This is a genomic window from Sphaerisporangium sp. NPDC051011 (genome assembly GCF_040653595.1).
Lineage (GTDB): Bacteria > Actinomycetota > Actinomycetes > Streptosporangiales > Streptosporangiaceae > Sphaerisporangium.
In genome coordinates, this window is record NZ_JBFAGG010000011.1 from 253172 (window position 1) to 275385 (window position 22214).

General features: G+C 69.0%; 25 protein-coding genes and 1 pseudogene. 18 read left to right on the top strand and 8 right to left on the bottom strand.

Going from position 1 to position 22214, the window contains the following annotated elements; genetic code table 11:
- The first annotated feature begins 294 nt into the window (after nucleotides 1-294).
- The 3 genes from AB0H21_RS25925 (at nucleotide 295) to AB0H21_RS25935 (ending at nucleotide 4327) form a co-directional block, all read left to right on the top strand.
- Nucleotides 295-531, top strand: a complete 237-nt coding sequence (locus AB0H21_RS25925) for a hypothetical protein (protein ID WP_358521190.1) — start codon at nucleotides 295-297, stop codon at nucleotides 529-531.
- A gap of 151 nt (nucleotides 532-682) precedes the next feature.
- Entirely contained in the window at nucleotides 683-1594 is a 912-nt protein-coding gene (locus AB0H21_RS25930) for a BTAD domain-containing putative transcriptional regulator (RefSeq protein WP_358521192.1), read from the top strand.
- 120 nt (nucleotides 1595-1714) lie between these two features.
- Entirely contained in the window at nucleotides 1715-4327 is a 2613-nt protein-coding gene (locus tag AB0H21_RS25935) for a LuxR C-terminal-related transcriptional regulator (RefSeq protein ID WP_358521195.1), read from the top strand.
- 46 nt (nucleotides 4328-4373) lie between these two features.
- Here AB0H21_RS25935 and AB0H21_RS25940 read toward each other — a convergent pair whose 3' ends face one another.
- The gene (locus tag AB0H21_RS25940) at nucleotides 4374-4934 is read right to left on the bottom strand and encodes a TetR/AcrR family transcriptional regulator (RefSeq protein WP_358521198.1); all 561 of its coding nucleotides are present in this window, start codon (nucleotides 4932-4934) and stop codon (nucleotides 4374-4376) included.
- On the bottom strand, nucleotides 4931-5350 hold the full coding sequence (locus AB0H21_RS25945; RefSeq protein WP_358521200.1) for an SRPBCC family protein: 420 nt from the start codon (nucleotides 5348-5350) through the stop codon (nucleotides 4931-4933). Before AB0H21_RS25945 ends, AB0H21_RS25940 begins: the two co-directional genes overlap by 4 nt.
- 250 nt (nucleotides 5351-5600) lie before the next feature.
- On the opposite strand from AB0H21_RS25945, the gene AB0H21_RS25950 reads away from it, so the two are divergent.
- Complete coding sequence (locus AB0H21_RS25950) at nucleotides 5601-5777, top strand: hypothetical protein (protein WP_358521202.1); 177 nt, start codon at nucleotides 5601-5603, stop codon at nucleotides 5775-5777.
- Nucleotides 5778-5824: 47 nt separating this feature from the next.
- Here the strand turns inward: AB0H21_RS25950 and AB0H21_RS25955 are convergent, their stop codons facing one another.
- The 4 genes and pseudogenes from AB0H21_RS25955 to AB0H21_RS25970 all read right to left on the bottom strand — a co-directional run.
- Nucleotides 5825-6301 (bottom strand): hypothetical protein, encoded by a 477-nt coding sequence (locus AB0H21_RS25955; RefSeq protein ID WP_358521204.1) that lies wholly within the window; start codon nucleotides 6299-6301, stop codon nucleotides 5825-5827.
- A gap of 4 nt (nucleotides 6302-6305) precedes the next feature.
- Nucleotides 6306-6542: a hypothetical protein gene (locus AB0H21_RS25960; RefSeq protein WP_358521206.1), complete on the bottom strand. Its 237-nt coding sequence runs from the start codon at nucleotides 6540-6542 to the stop codon at nucleotides 6306-6308.
- Nucleotides 6543-6911: 369 nt separating this feature from the next.
- The gene (locus AB0H21_RS25965) at nucleotides 6912-7166 is read right to left on the bottom strand and encodes an enolase C-terminal domain-like protein (RefSeq protein ID WP_358521365.1); all 255 of its coding nucleotides are present in this window, start codon (nucleotides 7164-7166) and stop codon (nucleotides 6912-6914) included.
- 13 nt (nucleotides 7167-7179) lie between these two features.
- Nucleotides 7180-7893, bottom strand: a pseudogene (locus AB0H21_RS25970) (enolase C-terminal domain-like protein); the annotation flags it as partial.
- 188 nt (nucleotides 7894-8081) lie between these two features.
- On the opposite strand from AB0H21_RS25970, the gene AB0H21_RS25975 reads away from it, so the two are divergent.
- The 13 genes from AB0H21_RS25975 to AB0H21_RS26035 all read left to right on the top strand — a co-directional run bounded on the left by AB0H21_RS25975 (nucleotide 8082) and on the right by AB0H21_RS26035 (nucleotide 19574).
- A complete protein-coding gene (locus AB0H21_RS25975) occupies nucleotides 8082-9149 on the top strand; it encodes a GntR family transcriptional regulator (protein ID WP_358521209.1) in 1068 nt (355 codons plus the stop codon).
- A gap of 73 nt (nucleotides 9150-9222) precedes the next feature.
- A complete protein-coding gene (locus tag AB0H21_RS25980) occupies nucleotides 9223-10545 on the top strand; it encodes a sugar ABC transporter substrate-binding protein (protein ID WP_358521210.1) in 1323 nt (440 codons plus the stop codon).
- A gap of 34 nt (nucleotides 10546-10579) precedes the next feature.
- A complete protein-coding gene (locus AB0H21_RS25985; protein WP_358521213.1) occupies nucleotides 10580-11470 on the top strand; it encodes a sugar ABC transporter permease in 891 nt (296 codons plus the stop codon).
- Nucleotides 11463-12308, top strand: coding sequence for a carbohydrate ABC transporter permease (locus tag AB0H21_RS25990; protein WP_358521215.1), 846 nt, complete (start codon nucleotides 11463-11465; stop codon nucleotides 12306-12308). The genes AB0H21_RS25985 and AB0H21_RS25990 overlap by 8 nt, the downstream gene beginning before the upstream one ends.
- A gap of 26 nt (nucleotides 12309-12334) precedes the next feature.
- Nucleotides 12335-13354: a Gfo/Idh/MocA family oxidoreductase gene (locus AB0H21_RS25995; RefSeq protein WP_358521216.1), complete on the top strand. Its 1020-nt coding sequence runs from the start codon at nucleotides 12335-12337 to the stop codon at nucleotides 13352-13354.
- Entirely contained in the window at nucleotides 13351-14151 is an 801-nt protein-coding gene (locus AB0H21_RS26000) for a sugar phosphate isomerase/epimerase family protein (RefSeq protein WP_358521219.1), read from the top strand. The genes AB0H21_RS25995 and AB0H21_RS26000 overlap by 4 nt, the downstream gene beginning before the upstream one ends.
- Nucleotides 14148-15167, top strand: a complete 1020-nt coding sequence (locus AB0H21_RS26005; protein ID WP_358521221.1) for an NAD-dependent epimerase/dehydratase family protein — start codon at nucleotides 14148-14150, stop codon at nucleotides 15165-15167. Before AB0H21_RS26000 ends, AB0H21_RS26005 begins: the two co-directional genes overlap by 4 nt.
- Nucleotides 15167-16237 (top strand): dihydrodipicolinate synthase family protein, encoded by a 1071-nt coding sequence (locus tag AB0H21_RS26010; protein WP_358521224.1) that lies wholly within the window; start codon nucleotides 15167-15169, stop codon nucleotides 16235-16237. Before AB0H21_RS26005 ends, AB0H21_RS26010 begins: the two co-directional genes overlap by 1 nt.
- On the top strand, nucleotides 16234-16449 hold the full coding sequence (locus AB0H21_RS26015; RefSeq protein ID WP_358521227.1) for a hypothetical protein: 216 nt from the start codon (nucleotides 16234-16236) through the stop codon (nucleotides 16447-16449). The genes AB0H21_RS26010 and AB0H21_RS26015 overlap by 4 nt, the downstream gene beginning before the upstream one ends.
- Nucleotides 16450-16458: 9 nt before the next feature.
- On the top strand, nucleotides 16459-17061 hold the full coding sequence (locus tag AB0H21_RS26020; protein ID WP_358521230.1) for a GNAT family N-acetyltransferase: 603 nt from the start codon (nucleotides 16459-16461) through the stop codon (nucleotides 17059-17061).
- A 13-nt stretch (nucleotides 17062-17074) separates the two neighbouring features.
- Nucleotides 17075-18322 carry a carbohydrate-binding protein gene (locus AB0H21_RS26025; protein ID WP_358521232.1) on the top strand — a complete coding sequence of 416 codons (1248 nt, stop codon included), beginning with the start codon at nucleotides 17075-17077 and terminating at the stop codon, nucleotides 18320-18322.
- A gap of 509 nt (nucleotides 18323-18831) precedes the next feature.
- Complete coding sequence (locus AB0H21_RS26030; RefSeq protein WP_358521235.1) at nucleotides 18832-19245, top strand: family 20 glycosylhydrolase; 414 nt, start codon at nucleotides 18832-18834, stop codon at nucleotides 19243-19245.
- Nucleotides 19206-19574 (top strand): hypothetical protein, encoded by a 369-nt coding sequence (locus AB0H21_RS26035; RefSeq protein WP_358521238.1) that lies wholly within the window; start codon nucleotides 19206-19208, stop codon nucleotides 19572-19574. Before AB0H21_RS26030 ends, AB0H21_RS26035 begins: the two co-directional genes overlap by 40 nt.
- A gap of 269 nt (nucleotides 19575-19843) precedes the next feature.
- On the opposite strand, the gene AB0H21_RS26040 is transcribed toward AB0H21_RS26035, so the two are convergent.
- Both AB0H21_RS26040 and AB0H21_RS26045 read right to left on the bottom strand, forming a co-directional pair.
- On the bottom strand, nucleotides 19844-20104 hold the full coding sequence (locus tag AB0H21_RS26040) for a DUF397 domain-containing protein (protein WP_358521240.1): 261 nt from the start codon (nucleotides 20102-20104) through the stop codon (nucleotides 19844-19846).
- On the bottom strand, nucleotides 20095-20916 hold the full coding sequence (locus AB0H21_RS26045; protein WP_358521243.1) for a helix-turn-helix transcriptional regulator: 822 nt from the start codon (nucleotides 20914-20916) through the stop codon (nucleotides 20095-20097). Before AB0H21_RS26045 ends, AB0H21_RS26040 begins: the two co-directional genes overlap by 10 nt.
- Nucleotides 20917-21338: 422 nt before the next feature.
- Here AB0H21_RS26045 and AB0H21_RS26050 point away from each other — a divergent pair, with 422 nt between their 5' ends.
- Nucleotides 21339-21965 (top strand): ATP-binding protein, encoded by a 627-nt coding sequence (locus AB0H21_RS26050; protein ID WP_358521245.1) that lies wholly within the window; start codon nucleotides 21339-21341, stop codon nucleotides 21963-21965.
- Nucleotides 21966-22214 lie beyond the last annotated feature (249 nt).

Below are 22214 nucleotides of genomic sequence, written 5' to 3' on the forward strand. Positions count from 1 at the left end.
CGCCGCGCACCGCATTAGCCTGAGGGACGGGGAAGCCAGAATTTAGGTAGATCCCCCCATTTGTCACGACTGGCAGTGGATTTATCGTTCCCTGTGAACGGCTCCCACTGAAGGAAATCGTGACCTATCTCGGTACGGGAACCATCTGGTCGCTCTGACAGATTGTTTCGCACGTGCGGTCCCAAAACGGAGCTTCACCGAAGCTACGCGCATGCCACTCCGACCATTCACATGCCTGATCTCCTCCTCTCTGACCAGCAGCCCTTTCTGACCAGCAGTCCTGGAGCTCACCCAGTGCCTATTGAAAGCCACCACGACGTCGTCGTGGTCGCCGGCCGGCTATCCGCCATACCGAAGTTCGTCGAACCGCGGAAGCAGCTCAGCATGACCATCGAGGTCGAGGCGGCGGAAATGGCCGCCCGCCCGTTCCAGGCGATCGGGACTTCGCTCGCGCCTGACCGCACTTTCATCGCGCGCCTCGGCAAGCCCGCACGCCCGCGCCACCACACCGAAAGGCAACTAAAGCAATGACCGCCACCGTCAACGAGCGGATGCGCGACGGCGTCGACACCACCCCCCTCTTCTCCACCCTGGACGCCGATGGTGGGCCGCCGCTCGGGGCATCGATCGGCCGGGGTCCGTCCAGATGGTCGGACGCCGATCACACTGAGGGGGTCGGTACATGTTGACGATCCGGCTGCTGGGACCACCGGCCATCGTCCGGGACGGCCGGCCGGTCCGTCCGCCCAGGGGCCGCAAGGCATGGGCGCTGCTCAGCTACCTGCTGCTGGCGGAGCGGCCACCCAGCCGCAAGCGCCTTGCCGAACTGCTCTTCGGGGACGCCAACGACCCGCTGGGAGCGCTGCGATGGACGCTCGCCGAGCTACGCCGGGCGTTCGGCCTCCCCGACATGCTCAACGGCGACCCCGTGATCACAACGCTCGATGAGGATGTCGTGGTCGATGTCCGCCGGCTCACCGACAAGCACACCGCCCCCGCCGCGCTCCTGGACCTCGGTGGCGAGCTGCTCGAAGGCGTCAGCTTGGCCTCAAGCCCAGAATTCGAGTCGTGGCTGCTGGTGGAGCGGCACCGCGTCTCGGCCACGCTGGAGGCACGGCTGCGCCACGCGGCGGTCGCCCTGCTGGCAGCCGGCCTGCCATGCGAGGCGATCGCGTACGCCTCGCGTGCGGTGGCCTGCAACCCGCTCGACGAAGGCAATCACGAGTTGCTGGTCCGGGCCCTTGCGGCGGCGGGGAACCGAACCGCGGCCCTGCGGCAGATCACGGTATGCCAAGACATCCTGCGACGTGAACTCGGCATCGAGGTCTCCGCGGCGCTTCGAGAAATGGCGACCGCAGTCCCGGGCTCCCCCAGGGGCCTGCCGCTGGGTGGCCGGACGGCGGCCTCCGCTCAGCTCGAAGCGGGCAGCGCCGCCATCGTGGCGGGCGCCGCCGACGCCGGCCTCCAGTCCTCGCGCCTGCCCGTGGCGAGCGGCACGCTGAGCCGCTGGTCTCGTGATCCGGCCCGCAGTGAGGACTGGAGAATCCTCAATGTCCTGCCTCAACGCACAAGCCGAGGCGCACTCCGCAGATGACGTGGTCCGGCTCGATGAGTCCGACTGCGATTCGTACCGCTCGCCGATGCGGGGATCCTGACCTGGCACTACACGACGCTGGATTGGATCGGGCACTGGACCCCAATATCATCACTGATCGTGGAGCTGTGGGAACGCACCTCGGTACTGGACGTTCTTGATGATCTTCTGCGAGGCAGCTCCGGGGGTGGTCGCATCGCGCTCGTTGCGGGCGAGGCCGGCCTGGGGAAGTCCTCGCTCGTCACCGAGTTCGCGAGGAGATGCGGCACGCGAGCCCGCGTGCTCTGGGGCGGTTGCGATCGAATGGTCACGCCGCGCGCGCTCGGCCCTCTGCATGACATCGGCCGGCAGACAGGAGGACTCCTCGCCGACCGGCTGAACGCCTACGGGGCTCAGGAAGAGATCTTCACGGCGTTCCTGGACGAGCTCACCGGGCCGCGCCAGCGACCCCGGCCGGTGGTCGTGGTGGAGGACGCGCACTGGGCCGACGGGGCCACGCTCGATTGGCTCGCCTTCCTCGGCCGGCGTATCGGCCGGCTCTCGGCTTTGCTGGTGGTGACCTACCGCGACGACGAAGTGGGGGTCGAGCACCCGCTGCGGGGCACTCTCGCGTCCTTGCCCAGCACCATCGTGCGACGGGTGACGCTGCCGCCGCTGTCGGAGGCGTGCGTGGCCGAACAGGCGCGCCGGATGGGACGAGACGCCGGAACAATCCACAGGCTGACCGGCGGAAACCCGCTACTGGTCACCGAGTTGCTCAAGACCGATGGCGATGCGGTGCCCGGGGCCGTGCAGGATCTCATTCTGGATCGGCTGCGAGCCCTGCCGTCGCCCGCACGGGAGCTGGCCCAGCTGGTGGCGGTGATTCCGACCCGCGCGGATGCCGCCATCGTGGCCAGCGCGTCGGAACTCGTGGATCTTTGCATCGGCGCCGGGGTGCTCGTGCCGGCCGGCGACGGCGTGTCGTACCGGCATGAGCTGTTACGCAACGCGGTGGAGGACTCGCTGTCACCGGCGCGGCGGGCCTCTCTGCACCAGCGGGCGCTGGGCATCCTGAGTCAGGTCACCGGGATCGACCCGTCCCGGCTGGTCCACCACGCGAGGCTCGCGGGAGACTCCGCCGCCGTGCTCCGGCACGCGCGGACCGCGGGAGCGGACGCGGCCAGGCAGGGCGCGCACCGGGAGGCGGCCGCGCACTACCAGGCCGCGGCGGCGACCGCCGACCGATTACCGGAACCGCAGCGGGCCGAGTTGCTCGAAGCGTACGCGGTCGAGGCCCACCTGACCGGGCTGTACAAGGAAGGTCTGCAGGCGCGGCAGACCGCCCTGGCCATCCGGGAGGCGCTCGGACAACCGGAAGAAGCCGGCGAGAACCTGCGCTGGATCTCCCGGCTGGCGTGGCTGACCGGACGCGCCACGCTGGCCTGGGAGACGGCGGCCCGGGCCGTGACCCTCCTCGAAGCCGGGCCCCCGAGCCGGCGGCTCGCCATGGCATACAGCAATCAGTCGCAGCTCTACATGCTCGCTTACAAGTTCGACCAGGCCGTCACATGGGGAGAGCGGGCCCGCGAGCTCGCCGAACGGCTCGGCGATCTGGACACCGCCATCCACGTGACGATCAATGTGAACACCGCCCGGCTCGCCGACGGCGACACCGACGCCTGGACGGCGATGGAACAGACACACGAGAGGGCGGCCGCGCACGGGTTCTTCGAACACGGCGCTCGCGCGTTGAGCAATCTGGGCAACATCGCGGCCGACGAGCTCGCCCAGTATGCCGCGGCGGCCTCGCCGATCGATCGCGTGCTCGAATACGCCAAGCGGCACGACCTCGATGGGTGGATCCACCACATACTCGGGACGAGAGCCAGGATCCGCATGGAACGCGGCGATTGGAGCGGCGCCCTGGCCGATGCCGACGCGGCGCTGAGGCGAATGGGTCTGCTCGGCGTCGGCGCGGTGTGGCCGCTCATCGTACGTGGCCGGATCCAGGCCGCCGGCGGCCACCCCGAGGCGCTGTCCACGCTCGACGAAGCGGCACGCCAGGCGGCGGGGATCCGCGACGCACAGTTCGTCCTACCCGTCGCGGCAGCCCGGTCGGAGTACTTTCTGTGGTACGGCGACACTGAACGCGCCCAGGAAGAGGCCCGTCGCGGACTGGCCCTGGCACTGTCGGTGAGCCGCCAGCCGTTCGTCATCGGGAGGATCGCCTACGCACTGTGGCGGGCCGGTGGCACCGATCCGCTCCCGGCCACCATCGCCGCGCCGTACCAGATGATGATCACGGGCGACTGGGACGGCGCGGCCAAGGAATGGGCTCGGCGCGGCGCCGTGTTCTTACGGGCCAAGGCGCTCTCGGGCGGTGACCGGAGCGCGGCGGTCGAAGCGCTACGGATCCTTGACGGGCTCGGCGCCACCGTGGCCGCCGAGCATTTGCGGGCGGAGCTGCGCGTGCGCGGACTCTCCCGGATTCCGCGCGGTCCCCGGCGGGCGACCGCCGCCAACGTGGCCGGCCTGACCGCGCGGCAGGTCGACGTGCTCGCGCTGCTCGCCGACGGGCTGTCGAACGCGCAGATCGCGCAGCGCCTGACGCTGTCGGCCAAGACGGTCGAGCACCATGTCTCCGCGGTACTGCAAAAGCTCGGCGTGGCCAACCGCGCACAGGCGGCAGCCGCCGCACACCGCATGAACCTCCAGGAGGGCGAAGCCGGACGTCAGGGAGACCCACGCTGAGTTCACCGCATGGCACGTCGGATCGCGACCACGGTCACGCGCCCGGTCACCGGCCGCCGGCGACCAGCTCCTGGTAGAGCCGGTCGAGCAGCAGGAACGCCTCGTCCACGCCCGTCCGGTCGCCGGTCAGCAGCAGGTCGAAGAGGAGGCCGCGGGTGGCGGCCAGGCTCAGCCGGGCGTACGCGCGGGCCTCCGCCGGGCCCATCCCGCTCCGCAGGCAGATCTCGGTCAGCGGGGGCAGCCAGCCGTCGATGAGATCGTTCCGCAGGCCCCGAGCGTACGGACGGTCCTGCATCGCGTGCGCGGAGAGTTCGAAGAACAGACGCCCGTAGATCAGGGCGGCCTCGACCACCTTCTCCCGGAAACGCAGCCAGGTCTCCCGCAGCGGCGACTCGTCCCCGGCCAGGTCTGCGAGGCTCGACCGCTGCCGCGCCTCGACCGCTCGTACGACCTCGGCGAGCAGCCCTTCACGCGATCCGAAGTGGTGGATCAGCACGCGGTGGCTGGTGCCGAGGCCGGCCGCGATGGAACGGAGGCTGGCGTCCCCGATCCCGTTGGCGGCGAAGTACTCGATCGCCTGGGCCAGCCACTTCTCCCTGGGGGTCACGCCCGCTCGCTGCGCGCCTTGAAGCCCTGGGCCTCCAGCGCGAGGTAGCGGGTGGTGAGCTTGCCGGTCAGTCGCGCGATGAGCGGGCTGAGCGGCCCCTCTTGGTCGATGGTCGACCGGGCGACCGTACCGTCCGGGGTCGCCTCCACCCAGTGGCCTCCGGTGACCCGTATGCCCGGGCTCCTACTCACCCAGACGAAGTACTCCCCTTCCACCAACTCTGTCACCTCCCAGACCGCCGTCAGCAGCTTCGGCTGCTTGATCTTCGCCCGGGAGCCGACCTTGAGCGGACCCGGCTCGGCGAGCGCCACCGACGTGACGGTCTCGGTCCATTCGGGCCAGCGTTCCACGTCGCTGAACACCTCCCACACCCGCTCCGGGCCGGCGGCGATCGTGACCGCAGATTCAAACCGCATGTACCAAATGGTACATGCGGTTGGGGACGCCTCCGTAGCGTCTGTCCACGGCTAGAAGGCCGGATAGCGGGGGCACGTTTCCGTGCCCCGCCTCCTCAGAACCGGACGTGCGGCGTCAACCGCATCCGGCTCAAGCAGGTCGCAGCAGGACACCCATGGCGAGCATGTACGCCGTTCCCAACCACTTGATCAGACTTTCACCGCCGTGGAGCTCGCGGGCGATGGTCGATCGCGAAGATCCTGACCAGTGGTGGCGGGCGTCGAACGGCTCGGGCGCGTGGGCAACCTCGTCGGTGGCGTAGCCGCCGAAGCGCTGGATGCGGGCGTCAGACCGAGCACTGCGTCGGCTTCGATGGAGATGCCGTTGTTGATGAGTTCGGTGGTGGTGGATGTGGCGGAGTTGGGTGAGCAACAGTTCCTGAGTTGAGTTCGGAGCTCTCCTAACTTCCCCTCGCCTGGCCTGCGAGCTGGTGATCAAGCGGCCAGCTCGACGTAGGTGAAGTCGACCTCCTTCAGCAGGGGTCGAACGGATCTGGCCGATGACGTAGTTCGTCGGTGGCGTACGCGCCGAAGCGGCTGATGTGGGCCGGCGTAGGGGGCGATCTGGCCGAGCTGGTCGGCGGTGATGTTCCAGCCCTCGGCGACCAACTGCCGTACGACGTCGGAGATGTCCACGGCGTTGTGGATCTCCTCCAGCTCCGCCTTGGCCCGCTTGACGTGGGAGGCAATCCGCTTGCACAACATCTCGGCCAGGTCATCGCGGGCTCGCATCCGGGCCATGTGCGTCAGGCACGCCAGCAACGCCACCTGCTTGACCGCCTCGTAGCGCGACAAGGTGTCGGCGTCCTGGGCGTCGGCCTCCCCCGCGAAGTCGGCGATCTTCGACGGGGCGATGCCGTCCAGCCACGCGTCGGTGTCGCCGAGGGCGTCCACCTGATCCAGCCATTTCACCTGCTCACGGAATCGCGACCAGGTGGCCCGCTGGGCGGGCTTCTTGAGCTGGTTGAACGTCGATTTGCCGTCCAGCCCGACGACGAGCAGACCCCTCCATCCGGGCCCGGCCGGCCTCGCCCATCCGCTGCAGGATCGTGGCGAAGATCGTCGCGTCCACCTCAGCGCGGATACTGGTGGCCAGGTGCTGGTCGGCCCAGGTCACCTCCTCCGGCGACGGCGTGAAGAACACGTGCAGCACCCGCGCCGACCAGCCGCTCGAACTGTGGATAGGCGGTCCGCTCGATCCACGTCATCCCGGGCCGGCCCTCGCCTCTATCCCGGCGTCCAGACACCGAAAACCGTAGCGGTGATCAACCCTGCCGAACGGTCTTGTTCATCAAGCCGCAACCAAACCCAGGCGGAGGGTCACATCATCCGACAAACACCCTCTGAGCAGCACCTCAACACCCCACTGTCCCTTTCTCTCGACTTGGTCTGCCCCCCGGTTACCGTCTGAACGCCTCCAGGACACTGGTGGCGAATCTGGCAATGATCCAGGGCGCCGTGAGTTTCCGCGCGGCTTCCAGATCGCGCATCGACACCGAGGTGCGCGGGTGGTGGGCACGGCCTATGACCAAGCCGATTGAGGGACGGCCAGGGCCCGGACCGCGTCCTCGTCGACCTCCACGCCCAGGCCGGGCCCCGAGGGCACCTGAGCGGTGCCGTTGCTGATCACAACGTTTGGACCGCGTACGTAAGGTGATCGGACGAACTGGGGGCCGTTGAGGTCGGCCGGGTGAGTGATGCCGAACGCCGCGAACAGATGGAGGGAGGCCGCCAGGCCCAGGGCGGAGTCCGTGAGACCGGAGCCGACGAGGCCGATGCCGCTCGCGCAGCCGGCTCAGGCCGATCGGGTCGTTGGCCCGGAGCGGCTGTTCGAGCAGGCTGATCGTCAGTGGCTCGATGCGGCGTGCCAGGCGGAGAGCCTGGTCGAGGGTGTAGGCCTGGTTAGCGTCGATCCAGAGCGGCGCGTCGGGCGCGCGGGCGCGGACCGCTGCCACGCGTTCGGCGTCGTGTTCGGGCGAAGAGGTGCCCACCTTCGTCTTGAACGCCCGATATCCGGCCACCAGGCCCTCTTCCGTCTCCTTGGCCGCCGATTCAGGGTCGGCGCCCGACACGATCCAGGCCAGGGAGATCTCGTCAACCCGGCGTTGGCCCCAGAGTTCGCCAACGGAGACGTTCAGGGCCCGGCCGATGAGATCGTGCAGGGCCACGTCGACCGCCGCCTTGGCCAAGGGGGCGCCGAGGGTGTAGCCGGGACTGATGGACCGCTCGAAGAGGCGGATCGCGCCGTCGAGGTCCCAGACTGGATGGCCGACCAGGGCCGGAGCCAGGTATCCGCGGATGGTCGAGACGATGCTCTCTGTCGTCTCGTAGGTCCAGGCCGGGGCCGGAGTGGCTTCGCCCCACCCGGCTAAGCCGTCCGCGCCGACGCGGACCAGGACACGGGCATGCGTGCCGCCCGCGCGGGTGACGGTGCCGCCGGAGATCTTGAAGTCGCGGAGCGCGGGCAGGTGCAGGACGAAGCATTCGACCGAATCCACGGTCATTCTCGAGCCAAGCACTTTCCTCCTTCAAAAGGGAATGAATTCATTCCATGAAATCGCACCTCAGAAGGGGCGGCAGACAGGAGGAAACCACGAAAAAAACTGCTAGACAACTATTGACCACCTCTTTTGACTCAGGCATGATTTCGGCCATGACACCGCCAATCGGACCTAATTCATTCTCTCAGGGAATGAAATCGGAGAAGGTCGCGGCCGCACTGCGGGAGCGGATCGCCAACGAGGGCTGGTCCGTGGGCAGCCGGCTGCCGACCGAGCGGGAGCTGGCCGCGACCTTCGGCGTCGGGGTCAACACCGTCCGGCGGGCGGTGGGTATCCTCGTGGACGAAGGCATCGTGGTGCGGCGGCAGGGTTCGGGCACCTACGTGGCGAGCCGGCCCGCGTCGGCGGGCCGCAGGCTCATTGGCGTGCTCGTCCCCTCGACCTCGTACTACTACCCGCGGGTCATCGAAGGCATCGAGCGGGCGCTGACCGCGGCCGGCTCCGGAGTCATTCTCGCCAGCTCCGAGAACCAACCCGGCCTGGAGCACGCCCAGACCCGCAGGCTTCTCGACAGTGGAGTCGAGGGGCTCATCCTCGTGCCGAACCTGAACGTCATGGACGACCCTCAGGCGCACATCGAGGCCCTGCGCAAACTGCCCGTCCCGTACGTGCTGGTCGAACGCCGTCCGACGGTGCTGGAGCCGGACGACCCGACCTCCTACGTCGTCACCAACCATGTCGGCGGCGTCCACGCCGCGGTCCGGCACCTGGTCGGGCTCGGCCACTCCAGGATCGGCTTCGTCGGGCGGGTCAGAACGGGGACAGCCGACGTCGTCACCGATGGATTTGAGCGCGCGATCCAGGCCTTGGGCGTCGAACGGGTCGCCGAGGCGGTCGTCAGGCGCACGGAGTGGCCGGCCGAGGAACTGTTCGCCTTCGCCCGGGACTGCCGCGACCACCGCGTGAGCGCCGTGTTCTGCCATGGCGACCGCGACGCCGTGTCGCTCGTCATCCAGGCGCGCAGGCTCGGCCTGCGGGTACCGGAGGACCTGGGGCTCGTCGCCTACGACGATGACGTCGTCGACCTGACCGACCCTCCGCTCACCGCGGTGGCCCCGCCCAAGCCGGAGGTCGGAGCGCTGGCCGCGGAGCTGCTCCTGCGCCGCATCGACGACCCCGCCGCCCCGGCCCACCGGATCGAACTGCAGCCCCGGCTGGTCGTGCGATCGTCCTGCGGCGGGACCCCCACGACTCCTTAGCCACCCAGAACTACTGGTCACCTTTTCGTCGCCTCCCAGACGACGCGTCACCCCACGGAGAGCAGGTACCCCCATGCCTGAAAGAGAACGTTTCGGAATCGCCGCGCTCGGGACGGCCCTGACCCTGATCCTGGCCACGACCGCGGCCTGCGGCGGAGGCGGCGACGAAACGGCCGGCGGCAAGGTCACCCTGACGCTCGGCTACTACGCCGAAGCCGGTGGCCCCGCGGACGGCATGATGCGCAAGCTGGTCGACCAGTTCACCAAGGCCAACCCCGGCGTCGAGGTGAAGATCGAGTCCGCCGACTACGACCAGTTCTACAAGCGCCTGCGCACTCAGCTCGCCGGCGGCCAGGCACCCGACGTATGGCTGTCCGACGGCGTCCTCGTCCAGGAGTTCAGCGGCCGTAACAGCCTGCGCGACCTCACTGAGTACGCCTCCGACATCAACCCCGCCGACTACTACGGCATCGACCTCATCAAGAAGGGCGACCCGCAGGGACGCCTGTTCGGCTTCCCGCAGGGCGCCCAGTCCACCGCGTTGTTCTACAACAAGGGGATCTTCGCCAAGGCCGGAGTGGAGCCGCCGACCGCGAACTGGACCTACGACGACCTCCTCGCCGCGGCCAAGAAGCTCACCCAGGACACCAACGGCGACGGCAAGACCGACATCTACGGCTTCCGCGCCTACTCGCCCAGCTTCGTCGAGAGCTGGTGGCCGATGGTCAAGGCCTTCGGCGGCGACGTCCTGGCCGACGACGGGAAGGTCGCGATCGACAGCCCGCAGAGCCGCGACGCCCTCACCTGGATGAACAGGGCGATGCATGAGGAGAAGGTCGCCCCCGACCCGGTGACCACCGAGGCCATGGGCAAGTCCCAGATCCTGTTCCCGAGCGGAATCGTGGCGATGCAGTTCGGCATCTACGCCCGGATCCAGACCGCGGCCCAGGGGAAGATCGACATGGGCGTCGTGCCGCTGCCGAAGGGGCCGAACGGGCAGCGCGGCGACCTCGCCAACATCAACTCCTGGGTGGTCAACCGCGTCTCGTCCGAGCCCAAGGCCGCGGCTGCCTGGAAGTGGATCAAGTTCTTCGCGGGTGAGGGGCCACAGGCCGAGTGGATGTCCATCGGCGAGGCCATCCCGATCAACAAGAAGGTCGTGCAGAGCCCGGCGTTCCTCAACCCCGGCACGCCTCCCACCGACCGCAAGCCCTTCACCGACGCCCTCGCGAACGCCGATGACATCGGCCTGAACCCGGTGTGGAGCGAGTACACCGCCGCGATCACCAAGCAGGTCACCGGCGCCCTGTCGAGGCAGACCGGGATCGAGGACGCGCTGAAGACCGCGCAGATCGACGCCCAGGCCGTCATCGACCGGTTCAAGCCAGCCGGATGACCCGGCACATCGAGGAACGGAAAGGGGGAGAGAAGTGACGACCGCGATCCGATCGGGAAAGGTCGTCGAGAGGCTGTGGGCGAGCCTGTTCGCCTCCCCCTACCTGGCTCACCTCGTCCTGCTCACGGCCTGGCCCGTCCTGGCCCTGAGCTACCTCAGCTTCACCGACTACGACACCGTCTCCTCGCCGACCTGGATCGGCCTGGACAACTACACCAGGCTGCTGAAGGACGAGCACTTCTGGAACAGCCTGCTCAACACGGGCCTGTTCGCGCTCCTGTACGTGCCGGCGCAGACGGTCCTGGCGCTGGTTCTGGCCGTCGGACTCAACCAGCGGCTGACGTTCATGCCGTTGCTGCGCGGCGCCTACTTCGTCCCGGTCGTGTCGTCCTGGGTGGTCATCGCGTACGTCGCCGATGCTGTGTTCAACCCGCGCACCGGTTCGGCCAACACCGTCCTCGGCTGGTTCGGCGTCGATCCGCAGAACTGGCTCGAAAGCCCCGCGCTGGTCATCCCGACCCTCGCCCTGGTGGCGGTCTGGAAGGGCGTCGGCTACATGATGGTGCTCTTCCTGGCCGGGCTGCAGTCCATACCGAAGGAGCTGTACGAGGCCGCCGAGGTGGACGGCGCCGGGCCCGTCCGCCGCTTCTGGCGCATCACCGTGCCGGCCGTGTCCGGGACGACGTTCCTGGTCCTGGTGCTGTCGACGATCTCGGTCCTTCAGGCCTTCGAGCAGGTCTACGTCATGACGGGCGGCGGGCCGGGCGATGCCAGCGAGGTGACCGTGCTGTACATGTATCGGCAGGGCTTCGAGTTCTTCCAGATGGGCTACGCGGCCGCCGTCGCCTGGGTGCTGTTCGGCATCACCCTCGTCCTCACCCTCTTCCAGCTGTGGCTCCAGAGGAAGTGGGTGCACTATGCCTAGCCCCGTTCGCAGGCGCCGCGTGCGACCCGGCCGCGTGCTGGCCTACGTGTTCGTCGTCTCCGGCGCCGCGGTCATGCTGCTGCCGTTCGTAACGTCCCTGTTCAACTCGCTCAAGTCCTACGCCGACTTCATCGCCATCCCGCCGACCCTGCTGCCCGACCCGCCGGTCTGGTCTAACTACACCGACGTCTGGGACCGGGCCCCGTTCGGGACGTACGCGATCAACAGCTTCGTCATCGCGGGACTGGCGACGGCCGGAGCCGTGATCAGCAGCGCGATGGTCGGCCACGCGATGGCCCGCATGCGCCTGCCACTGCGCGACGCCCTGCTGACCGCCGCGCTCGCCACCCTCATGCTGCCGACGGTGGTGACGATCATCCCGACGTTCATCATGTTCCACGAGTTCGGCTGGCTGGACACCTTCCTGCCGCTGATCGTCCCGTTCTGGCTCGCCACCCCCTTCGGGATCTTCCTGATGCGCCAGGCGTTCCTGGCCATCCCCACCGACTTCATGGAGGCCGCCAACCTCGACGGCGCCAGCCTCTGGACGATCTTCACCCGGATCCACCTCCCGCTGGTCAAGCCGTCCCTGGCGACGCTCGCCGTCTTCACCTTCATGACGTCCTGGGGCGCGGTCCTCGAACCGACCGTCTACCTGACCTCCCCGGAAAAACTGACCCTCCCCATCGGGGTGATGGGCCTGCGCGGCCAGTTCGTCGGCAACGACCAACTGGTGACCGCCGGGGCCCTGATGTCGCTCGTCCCGATCCTCGTGGTCTTCATCGTCGCCCAGCGCTACTTCGTACGCGGCGCAGCGGCCTCCGGCCTCAAGGGCTGAGCCCGCCCAAGCCTAAGGAGTTGTTTGTGCCTACCAACGAGCCCTCGTTCCGGCTCGGCCTCATCGGTACCGGCATCGTCGGCGACCTGCATCTGCGGGCCGCGGCGAACCTGCCCCAGGTCACGATCGGCGCGGTCTGCGACATCCGCGCCGACGCCGCGCGGCGCGTGGCCGAGGAGGCGGGCGCCACCGCCTACACCTCGCACCGGGAGATGCTCGCCCGCGAGCGGCTGGACGGCGTGATCATCACCTCGCCGCACAACCTGCACGCCGAGATGACCAGGGACGCGGCCGGCGCGGGGGTGCACGTCCTAGTGGAGAAGCCGATGGCCACCACGGTCGCCGACTGCACCGCGATGATCGAAGCCTGCGCGGCCGCGGGGGTGACGCTCGCCGTCGGGCACGTGCTGCGCTTCAGCGCTCTCGCCCGCCAGGCCGCTGCGCTCCTGTCCGCCGATGAGCTCGGCCCGGTCCACGCGATCACCCACCGCAGAACGGCCCACTACGAGCGCGGCTCACGTCCCGACTGGTTCTTCGACCCGGTCGCGGCCGGCGGCGGCATCGTGATGAACGTCGGCACCCATGGCCTCGACCGCATCCAGTGGCTCGGCGCCGGCGAGGTCGAGTCGGTCCACGCCCACCTGTGGAAGCGGGGCGGCCTGGACATCGAGACTGACGCGATCGGCGTCCTCGGCCTGTCGAGCGGCGTCCGGGCGAGCTTCCTGTTCACCAGCGCCGGCCTGCCCTACACCGACGAGACGGTCGTGATCTGCGAACGGGGCTCGCTGCGCTGGTCGACCACCGAGGGCACCGTCGTCAGCGACGGCGGTGCCGAGCGGCAGATCGCGCCGGGCGAGGAGCACCCCGTGGCGGCCTTCACCGATCAACTCGCCGACTTCGCCGACGCCTGCACGACGGGCCGACCGCCGCTGGTCGGGGGCGACTACGGCCGGTCCGTCGTGGCCGCGGTCCTGGCCATCTACGAGTCGGCCGGCCACGGCCGCCCGGCCAAGGTCGGCTCCGCCTTGCTGAGGAGCACGGCATGAGCGGCCGCCCTGCCTTCAGCAGCCTCGGCCGCCTGGCCTTCAGCACCCTCGGCTGCCCCGGCGCGCCGGTCGGGCAGGTGATCGAGCTGGCCCGCGAGCACGGCTGCGCGGGCATCGAGCTGCGCTGTGCCACCGGCGAGCTCCTGCCGCCCACGGCCACCGACGCCGAGGCCCGGACGGCCGGGGCCCGGTTCGCGGAAGCGGGCATCGAGATCGTCTGCCTCGCCTCCTACGTGCGGGTCGGGATGCCCGGCGAAGGGGCCGCACTCGCCCGGCATCTGGAGCTCGCGCGACTGGCCGGCGCGTCGTTCGTGCGGGTCTTCGGAGGGGACCCGGACGACCCCGGCGTGGCGGCCCGCGCCGTCACGACCCTGCGAGCCGGAGCTGAGAGCGCCGCACGGACCGGTGTGCGGATCCTGCTGGAGACCCATGACGCCTTCCTCACCGGACGCGCCGTCGCCGGAGTGCTCGACCAGGTCGGCTCCCCGTACGTCGGAGCCCTCTGGGACGTGGTCAACCCGTGGCGCGCGGGCGAGCCCCCGGCCGTCACGGCCGAGGCGTTGCGTCCCTGGCTGGCCCACGTCCAGGTCAAGGACGTCGCCTCCGTCACCGATCTCGCGCCGGTGCTGCCGGGCGCCGGAGCCGTGCCCCTCGACGCGTGCGCCGGGGAACTGGCCCGTCTCGGCTACGGAGGCTGGATCTCCCTGGAGTGGGAGGCCGCCTGGTATCCGCAGGCCGCGCCCTTGCATGAGGCCCTGTCCGCCTTCCGCTCGCTGACGATGGAGCACATCCGATGATCGAGAACCTGAACGATCTGCGCGAAGCGCTCTCCGCGCCGTCCGAGGCCGTGGCCGACGGCCTCGCCCGTACCGAAGGCGACCTGATGCTGCTGGGCGCCGGAGGCAAGATCGGCCCCGACCTCGCGGTGATGGCCCGCCGGGCGCTCGACGCCCGCGGTTCCACCGCCCGGGTCATCGCCGTCGCACGCACCCTCTCGGAGGAGGACGAGGCGTTCATGAAGCAGGCCGGCGTGGAGATCTTCCGGGCCGACCTGCTCGACGACGCCGACCTGGCCCGCCTGCCCGAGGCCGGGCGCGTCGTCTACCTCGCCGGGCGCAAGTTCGGCACGCACGGCTTCGAACACGGCACCTGGGCGCTCAACACCTACCTGCCTGGACGCGTCATGCGGTGCTTCCCCCGATCCCGCGTCGTCGCCTTCTCCACCGGCAACGTCTACCCCCTGGTGCCGGTGATCAGCGGCGGAGCCGACGAGAGCACTCCAACGAGTCCGGTCGGCGAATACGCGCAGTCCTGTCTCGGCCGCGAACGCATCATCGAGCACTTCTCGCGCGCCCAGGGCACCCCGGCCGCCATCGTCCGCCTGAACTACGCCGTCGAGATGCGCTACGGCGTCCTGCTCGAACTGGCGCGGGCCGTTCACCAGGGCGAGCCGATCGACCTGGCAACGGGCAGCGTCAACGTCATCTGGCAGGGCGACGTCAACGCCATGACGCTGCGCCTCTTCGAGCACTGTGCCACCCCACCGCTGATCCTCAACATGGCCGGCCCCGAGACCGCGTCGGTCCGCTGGCTGGCCGGACAGCTGGCCGCGCGCCTCGGGGTCACGCCGCGCTTCACCGGTGGCGAGGAGCCGGCGGCCCTGCTCTCCAACGCCGCACGCTCGCACGCCCTGTTCGGCTACCCGACCGTCCCGCTGATGCGCCTCCTCGACGCGACCGCCCGCTGGGTGGCCGCCGGGGGAGCGGTGCACGGCAAGGCCACCCACTTCCAGGAACGAGAAGGACGCTTCTGATGCCGGCCATCCTGGCGCCCCCCGCAGCACGCACCTTGCTGGAAGGCGTCATCATCCCCGCACATCCCCTCGTCATCACCGCCGACGGCACGCTCGACGAGCGCCGCCAGCGAGCGCTGACCCGGTACTACCTCGACGCCGGAGCGGGCGGCCTCGCCGTCGGCGTCCACACCACCCAGTTCGGCATCCGCACGGCGGGCCTGCTGGAGCCGGTGCTGCGGCTGGCCGCCGACGAAGCCGCCACGGCCGGCACTCGGGCGGGCGGCTCGGCCCCCGTGCTGGTCGCGGGCGTGGCGGGCGGTACGGCGGAGGCCGTCCGCGAGGCCGAGCTGGCCGCCTCCCTGGGCTACGACCTGGCCATGGTCATCCTGCGCGGCCTGGACCACCTGCCCGACCGCGAACTCGTCGCCCACTTGGCCGAGATCGGTGAGGTGCTGCCGCTCTGCGGGTTCTACCTGCAGCCGGCCGTGGGCGGGCGCGTCCTCGGCGTGGACTTCTGGCGCCAAGCGGCCCGGCTCCCGGCGCTGCGCGCGGTGAAGATCGCGCCATTCGACCGCTACCGCACGATCGACGTGGTCCGGGCGATCTGCGAGTCCGGCCGGGCCGAGGAGATCGCGCTGTACACAGGCAACGACGACAACATCCTGGTCGACCTGCTCACCGCGTTCTCTATCCAGGTGGACGGAAAGCCAGTGGTCAAGCGCATCGTCGGCGGCCTGCTCGGCCAGACGGCGGTGTGGACCCACCGGGCCGTGGAACTGCTGCACCGCGCACACGAGGCGGTCAGGAGCGGGCGGGTGGACGCCGAGCTGCTCACGCTCGCCGCCCGGCTCACCGACGCCAACGGCGCGGTCTTCGACGTGGTGCACGGGTTCGCGGGCTGCATCGCCGGAGTGCACGAGGTGCTGCGCCGCCAGGGCCTGCTGGCCGAGGTACGGCTGCTCGACCCGGCCGCGGGGCTGTCGCCCGGCCAAGCGGAAGAGCTCGATCGCGTCATCGCGGCCTACCCCGAGCTGGTGGACGACGAGTTCGTCGCCCGGCACCGCGACGCGTGGCTGGAGGCGGCGTGAAGAAGATCACCGCCTTACTGGCGGCACTGATCGAGCGGGCGTCGGCGGCCTACGCCGGGTCCGAGCTGCGGCTGACCGTGCCGCGCGGAGCAACCGGAAGGTATGAGATCTCGGTTCACGCACCAGGTACACGAAATGCCACATTGAGTACACAATCCGTTAGATATGTCCGATCCGGCGACAGGGGCACCGTCGCCGTCACCGTCTCCTAGGAGCTCGCCATGGCAGCGCACCTGCGGCCCTACCACCCTGCCGACCTGGCTGGAATCTACCGGGTGTGCCTGCTCGTCGACGGGTCGGGCCGGGCGGAGGCACTCCGCTTCCACGCCCCCGACCTGCCCGGTCACCTCTATGCGGGGCCGTACGCGGTCGCCGATCCCGGCCTGGCCTTCGTCGTGGCTGACGAGCAGGGGATCGGCGGCTACGTCGTCGCCACCGCCTGCACCGAAAAGTTCCTCGGGTGGGCCCGCGAGCACTGGTGGCCGGTGCTGCGCGAGCAGTACCCCCGCCGTCCCGATCTCGGCGACGGCACCCTCGACCACCGCTACGTCGATGTGATCCACGACTACCCGGACGCGCCTCGGCCCTGGTTCACCAGCCACCCGGCCCAGGCGCACATCAAGCTCACCACGCGACTGCAGAGCAGGGGCTGGGGCCACCGCCTCATGTCGGCCCTGATCGCGTCGTTGCAGGAACGGCAGGTGCCCGGCCTGCACCTCGGCGTCGCCGAGACCAACGGCCGGGCCCTGGCCTTCTATGCCGCGCTCGGCTTCACCGAAGCCGAGCGTCACCCCGGGGGACGCACGCTCGTCCTCGATCTCTGAACAGGAGCAGCCCATGAGAGGAAAGGTCCTCACCGCACTCGTCTCCCTATTCGCCCTCATCCCCGGCACCGCCCTGGCCGCACCCCGCGTCAACACCTTTGAACGGCCCGCACAGGGCACCGCCTACACCCTGAGCCAGTGGGCGGCCGACGGCTGGAGCGCGCCCTGGGAGGAGGGCATGAGCACCCGCACCTGGATCGACGGCAGCAACTTCAACCACTCGGGCGGCAAGTCACTGCGCGTCTTCTACCCCAAGGGCAAGATCGGACCGGCCGACTCCGGTGCCCAGGCGCCGCTCGCGCTGACCCCGGCTAGTGAGTACTACCTGTCCTACTGGGCGCGCTACAGCAGCGACTTCAGCTGGGGCACCACGGAGTTCGCCGGTAAGCTGGGACTCGGTCTGGCGGGCGGCGCCTCGTGCTCGGGAGGCCAGGTCTGCGACGGCTACAACGGCTTCAGCTCGCGCATGATCTGGCGGCGCAACAGCGGCCAGGCGGCGATCTACTACTACCACATGGGTCACGCCGGGCAGTACGGCGACTACGCCGTGCTCCAGCGCAACGGCGCCGACATCCTCTATCCGCGCGGGGAGTGGTTCAACATCGTCCAGAGGCTCAAGGTCAACACCGTCACCAACGGCAACGCCAACCCCGATGGCGAAATCGAGATCTTCTACAACGGCGTCTCGGCCGCCACCGTCACCGGGCTGCGCTTCGTGCGCAACGGCGACCTGATCGATAGGGCCTACTTCTCCTCCTTCTTCGGCGGGGCGACCACCACCTTCGCGCCCGCCAACGACTCCTGGATCTGGTACGACGACCTCAAGGTGTCGACCAACCGGGCCGACATCTGCGAGCTGGCGCCCGGCGGCTGCCACACCCGCACCTTCGAGGCCGAGAACTACACCGCGATGAAGGGCGTGATCACCGAGCCCACGCCCGACACCGGCGGCGGGCAGCACGTCGGCTCCTTCGACAGCACCGACTGGATCGCCTTCGGCGGGGTCACCATCCCGTCGGCCGGGCGTTACCTGGTGGAGTACCGCGTCGCGTCGCCTAACAACGGCGGGGTGATCTCGCTGGACGTCAACGAGGGCGCCACTCCGCTCGGAAATGTCAACGTGCCGAACACCGGGAGCTGGTCGAGCTACCGAACGATCTCCCGTGAAGTCGACCTGCCCGCCGGGAGACACCAGTTCGGCATCTACGCGGTGACGGGCGGCTTCAACCTCAACAGGTGGAAGATCACCCGGCTCTACTGAACCGCTACGAGGTAGCACTCGAACAGGCCGTGATGGTGCGCGGCCTGTTCGGGCCGCAACACGTTCATGCCATGCGCCCGGCATGACCGTCGAAGGGCGACGTCGTCCGCGCGCTGCCGTCAATCCCTTCCGCGACCTGTGAGGAAAGCCGCATGAGCCTCGTCCCCTTGCCCGCCGCCGTGGTCCCGGCCTGCGGCGCCTTCGTCCTCACCACGGAAACCGGCCTGACGGCGCCGGACGCCCTGCACGGAGTCCTGGCGTGGTTACAGGGCGCCCTGCGCGTCGGGACCGGGCTGCCCCTGCGCGAGTCGGCGTCCGGATCGACCGGCTGGAACTCGAGCCCATCTCGCCCCCGAGTGCTACCGTCTGCGGGTCACCCCCGACCACGTGCGCCTCGCGGGTCATCGGCGCGACCACCATCACCGCCGCGCCGCGGTTTCCGTGGCGCGGCGTCCTGCTCGACGTCGCACGGCACTTCATGCCGGTGCACGGCGTGACCGTATGTCTGCGTGGGCGGCGACGAGGCCCCGAAGGCCCGCCGGCGCAACGATCCAGCCTCGCGGGCCAGAGCCGCCGAACTCGGGCTCGACAGCGTGGACCGGTTGCCGGGATGGTTCCTGGGACGCATCGGCCGTCACCTGGCCGGGCACGGCCACCGCATGCTCGGCTGGGACGACCTGCTCGAAGGCGACCTGCCGGCCGGGGCGACGCTCCTGTCCTGGCGCGGCATGTCCGGCGCCGTCGTCGCGGCCCGCCGGGGACACGATGTGATCAGTTGCCCCGGCAACTACGCCTACCTCGACTACCGGCAATCCGACCTGGACACCGAGCCGATACCGCAGTCCGTCGTCCTGACCTCAACCGCGCCTACGCCTTCGAGCCCGTGCCCGCGGAGCTTTCTCCCGAGGAAGCCGGCCATGTGATCGGGGGCCAGGCCAACATCTGGACGGAGTACATGGACTCCGGACGTGTGGTCGACTATTTCGCCTTCCCCGCCTGGCGGCGATGGCGGAAGTCCTGTGGACTCCGGCCTGCCTGCGTGACCTGCCCGGTTTCCGCGAGCGCATGGGAACTGACCTGCTGCGTCTGGAAGCCATGGGGATCGAGTTCCGCCGGCCGCAGGGCCCGAAACCGTGGCAACAACGGCCCGGGATCGCCGGACGCCCCAGGACCGAGGCGGAACGCGACGCCCACATCGCCCGCATCACCGGCCGGTCATACCCGCCAGCAAGCGCGTCTGTACGGTCGTTGACCGGACATACTCCGTAAAGGGTGGGCCGCGCGGCAAGGTGCCCGTGGTGTGCGAGTCCTTTTCCGACGGCCCCCCTCCGAACCGGACATGCCCGATTTCTCGAGGGTTCACTGGTGTTCGCCCTTTCGGTCTTCCCCTCGCCTGTAGGCCCGGGATGGAACCGGGCCCCTTGGGCTTTCCCTCTGCGCTCCACACCCCGCCGTTACCCGCGACGCATGCCAGAGTGGGGACGGGCTCCAGGCACTAGCTCGGAGCCGAGGAACCCCTGATCAGGGGGCCTCCATACGCCTCGGTTCACTCACCTCCTGCGACATCGTGTCGCAATCGAACTCACCCTTCTTCGCGCCGTCGATGAAGGCGTCCCAGACACTGGCGCTGACCACGAACGGAGCCTTCTCAGGGGCCTCCGTATCCCGCAGCCCGACCCGCCCTCCGGACAACGGAGCTACCTCCAGGCAGTTGCCCTGGTTGGAGCCACTCTTCGTCGCCTTACGCCAGGCCGCGGTCTTCAGTTCATCGTTCAGGTCCACAGTTTCTCCGCCTCTCTGATCAGCTCAAGGGACACGTGTTGCGGTTGCGCCGCAGCGCGTAGAACGTCATATCTGCTGTGGATCGCTTCGACGTCCTCCGGACGATCCGACACGTGCCCATGGGTCGCGGATTCGATATACACCCTATCTGGACTCCCCGATAGCTGGGCTATGGCGAAGCCACCGAGAAGGCCCGTGGTAACGCCCAGCGACATAGGCACGATCTGAATGCCGATCCGCGGGGACTCTACCGCTTCCAGCAGGCGCAGCAGTTGGCAATGCATGACCTGCTTGTCGCCGATCGGACGGTAGAGAATCCCTTCGTCCAGGAGCACACGCAGCATAGGTGGCTCCGGACGGTCGAAGATTGCCTGTCGCTCCATGCGCGCGGTAACGGCCTTTTCCACCTGATCCAGGGTTATACCGGGTTCTCCCCGTATGACCAGGGTGGCGTACTCCTCGGTTTGCAGAAGACCCGGCACGTACAGCGGCTCCCAAGCATGAAGAGCATGAGCCTCCTGTTCGATCTCCAGCCAGTTGCGGAACCATCTGGGACTCGCGCCGCGTGTGAGGTGTGCCCACAGGCGGACGAGTTCGCCCCTCGCGCCGACGGCGTCGTCGTAGCGCTGCATGAAGTTGTGGCTCGGCGTGCGCATGCCGCGTTCGGTGAAGCCGACCAGGCTTTGACTGAACTGCATTATCCCCGCCAGACGTAGCTGGGACAAATTAGCCCTTATTCGATGCTTGCGCATCTCGGCGCCCAGAATGACGAGCGGCTTAACGGTCGGATCAGGCTCGGGGGGTACGGACATCTCGACTCCGTCCGATGAGAAATCACTACACCGCCAGCACAGCGAGCACACGGAGAGCACAAACTGTCCCGCGATGTAATCCAGGTTCCGATGCACAACGTAGCCGGTCAGAGGCACTCTGTGAAGCGGTTCCAGAAAGTCAGAGGGGCCCTCCGCAATCGTCTCGCCATCATTCAATGAGCGCTTGCCAAGGTCGCCAAAAATCGCCAGCTATGTCCGAATAAGAGGTGACATGTGAGCGTCACAGGTACGGGAGAACCTGAGCCCGGCAGCCGATTCTTGAGGCCGTTTAAAGCGAGGGCGGCGGTATGACGGGCCGCGAGGAACCGATACGCCGACAGGGGCGGCATCGGCGAGGTGGGCCTGCCATCCACGTCGAGCCGCGGCGGTGGGATCCGGCCGAGCGGGCCGAGGCGCGGCACGTGGATCTGATCGAACCCGTCTGGTGCGTGTGGTACGGCGTCGGGGCGCGGCACTTCTACGCCGTCGCCACCTGGACCGCCCCGAAACCCCTGCTCGTCAAGGCCCGCACCACCGACGAGCTGCGAGACCTGATGCGCGAGGCCGAGCGGCCCGCGTCCCCCTCACCCCCGCAGTCCCCGCACTCCCAAGGAGCCACCGTGGCCCGAGCCGATGACGACGCCCGTACCGTGAGCTGGGACCTCCCGCCGGACCCCGCGATGGTCGGTAAGACCCGCAACATGATGCACGACGTGCTGCGTCTTTGGGCGTTGCACGCCTTGGCCGACGACGTGGTACTGGCGGCGGCCGAGCTACTCGCGAACGCGATCAGCCACGGTGAGCCTCCCGTGCGGGTCTCGCTGCGGGACGAGGGTGGCGAGCTCGTCATCGAGGTGGCCGATCACGGGCCGGGGCTTCCCCGTCGTCTCGACCTCGGGGCCGAGGCCGTACATGGTCGCGGGCTGACGATCGTCGACGCCCTCGCCGACCGGTCGGGCGTCACCCCGTTCCCGGAGTCCCCAGGCAAGACCGTCTGGGCTCGCTGGGATCTGCGGCGCCCCTCCGGCAGTCGAACGGAATCAACGTGAACGCAGGCGAGACCACCGCGAGCCGACGCGCACGCGGGCACGCTGGATCAGCCCAGAGGTAGTCTCCCCGGCCCATAGAGAGTGGGGAGACCCTGCGGCTGACTCGGGTGCCGGCCGCCCAGCGGCGGCCGGCTTCGCCACGCTGGCCTCAGAGCAGCGCGAAGCCGGAGGTCCCGATCCCCCTCGGGCGCGTTCACCCGGCTCACGACTTCCGGCCGCGTCTCAAGAGCGGCCATGAGGAAACGAACA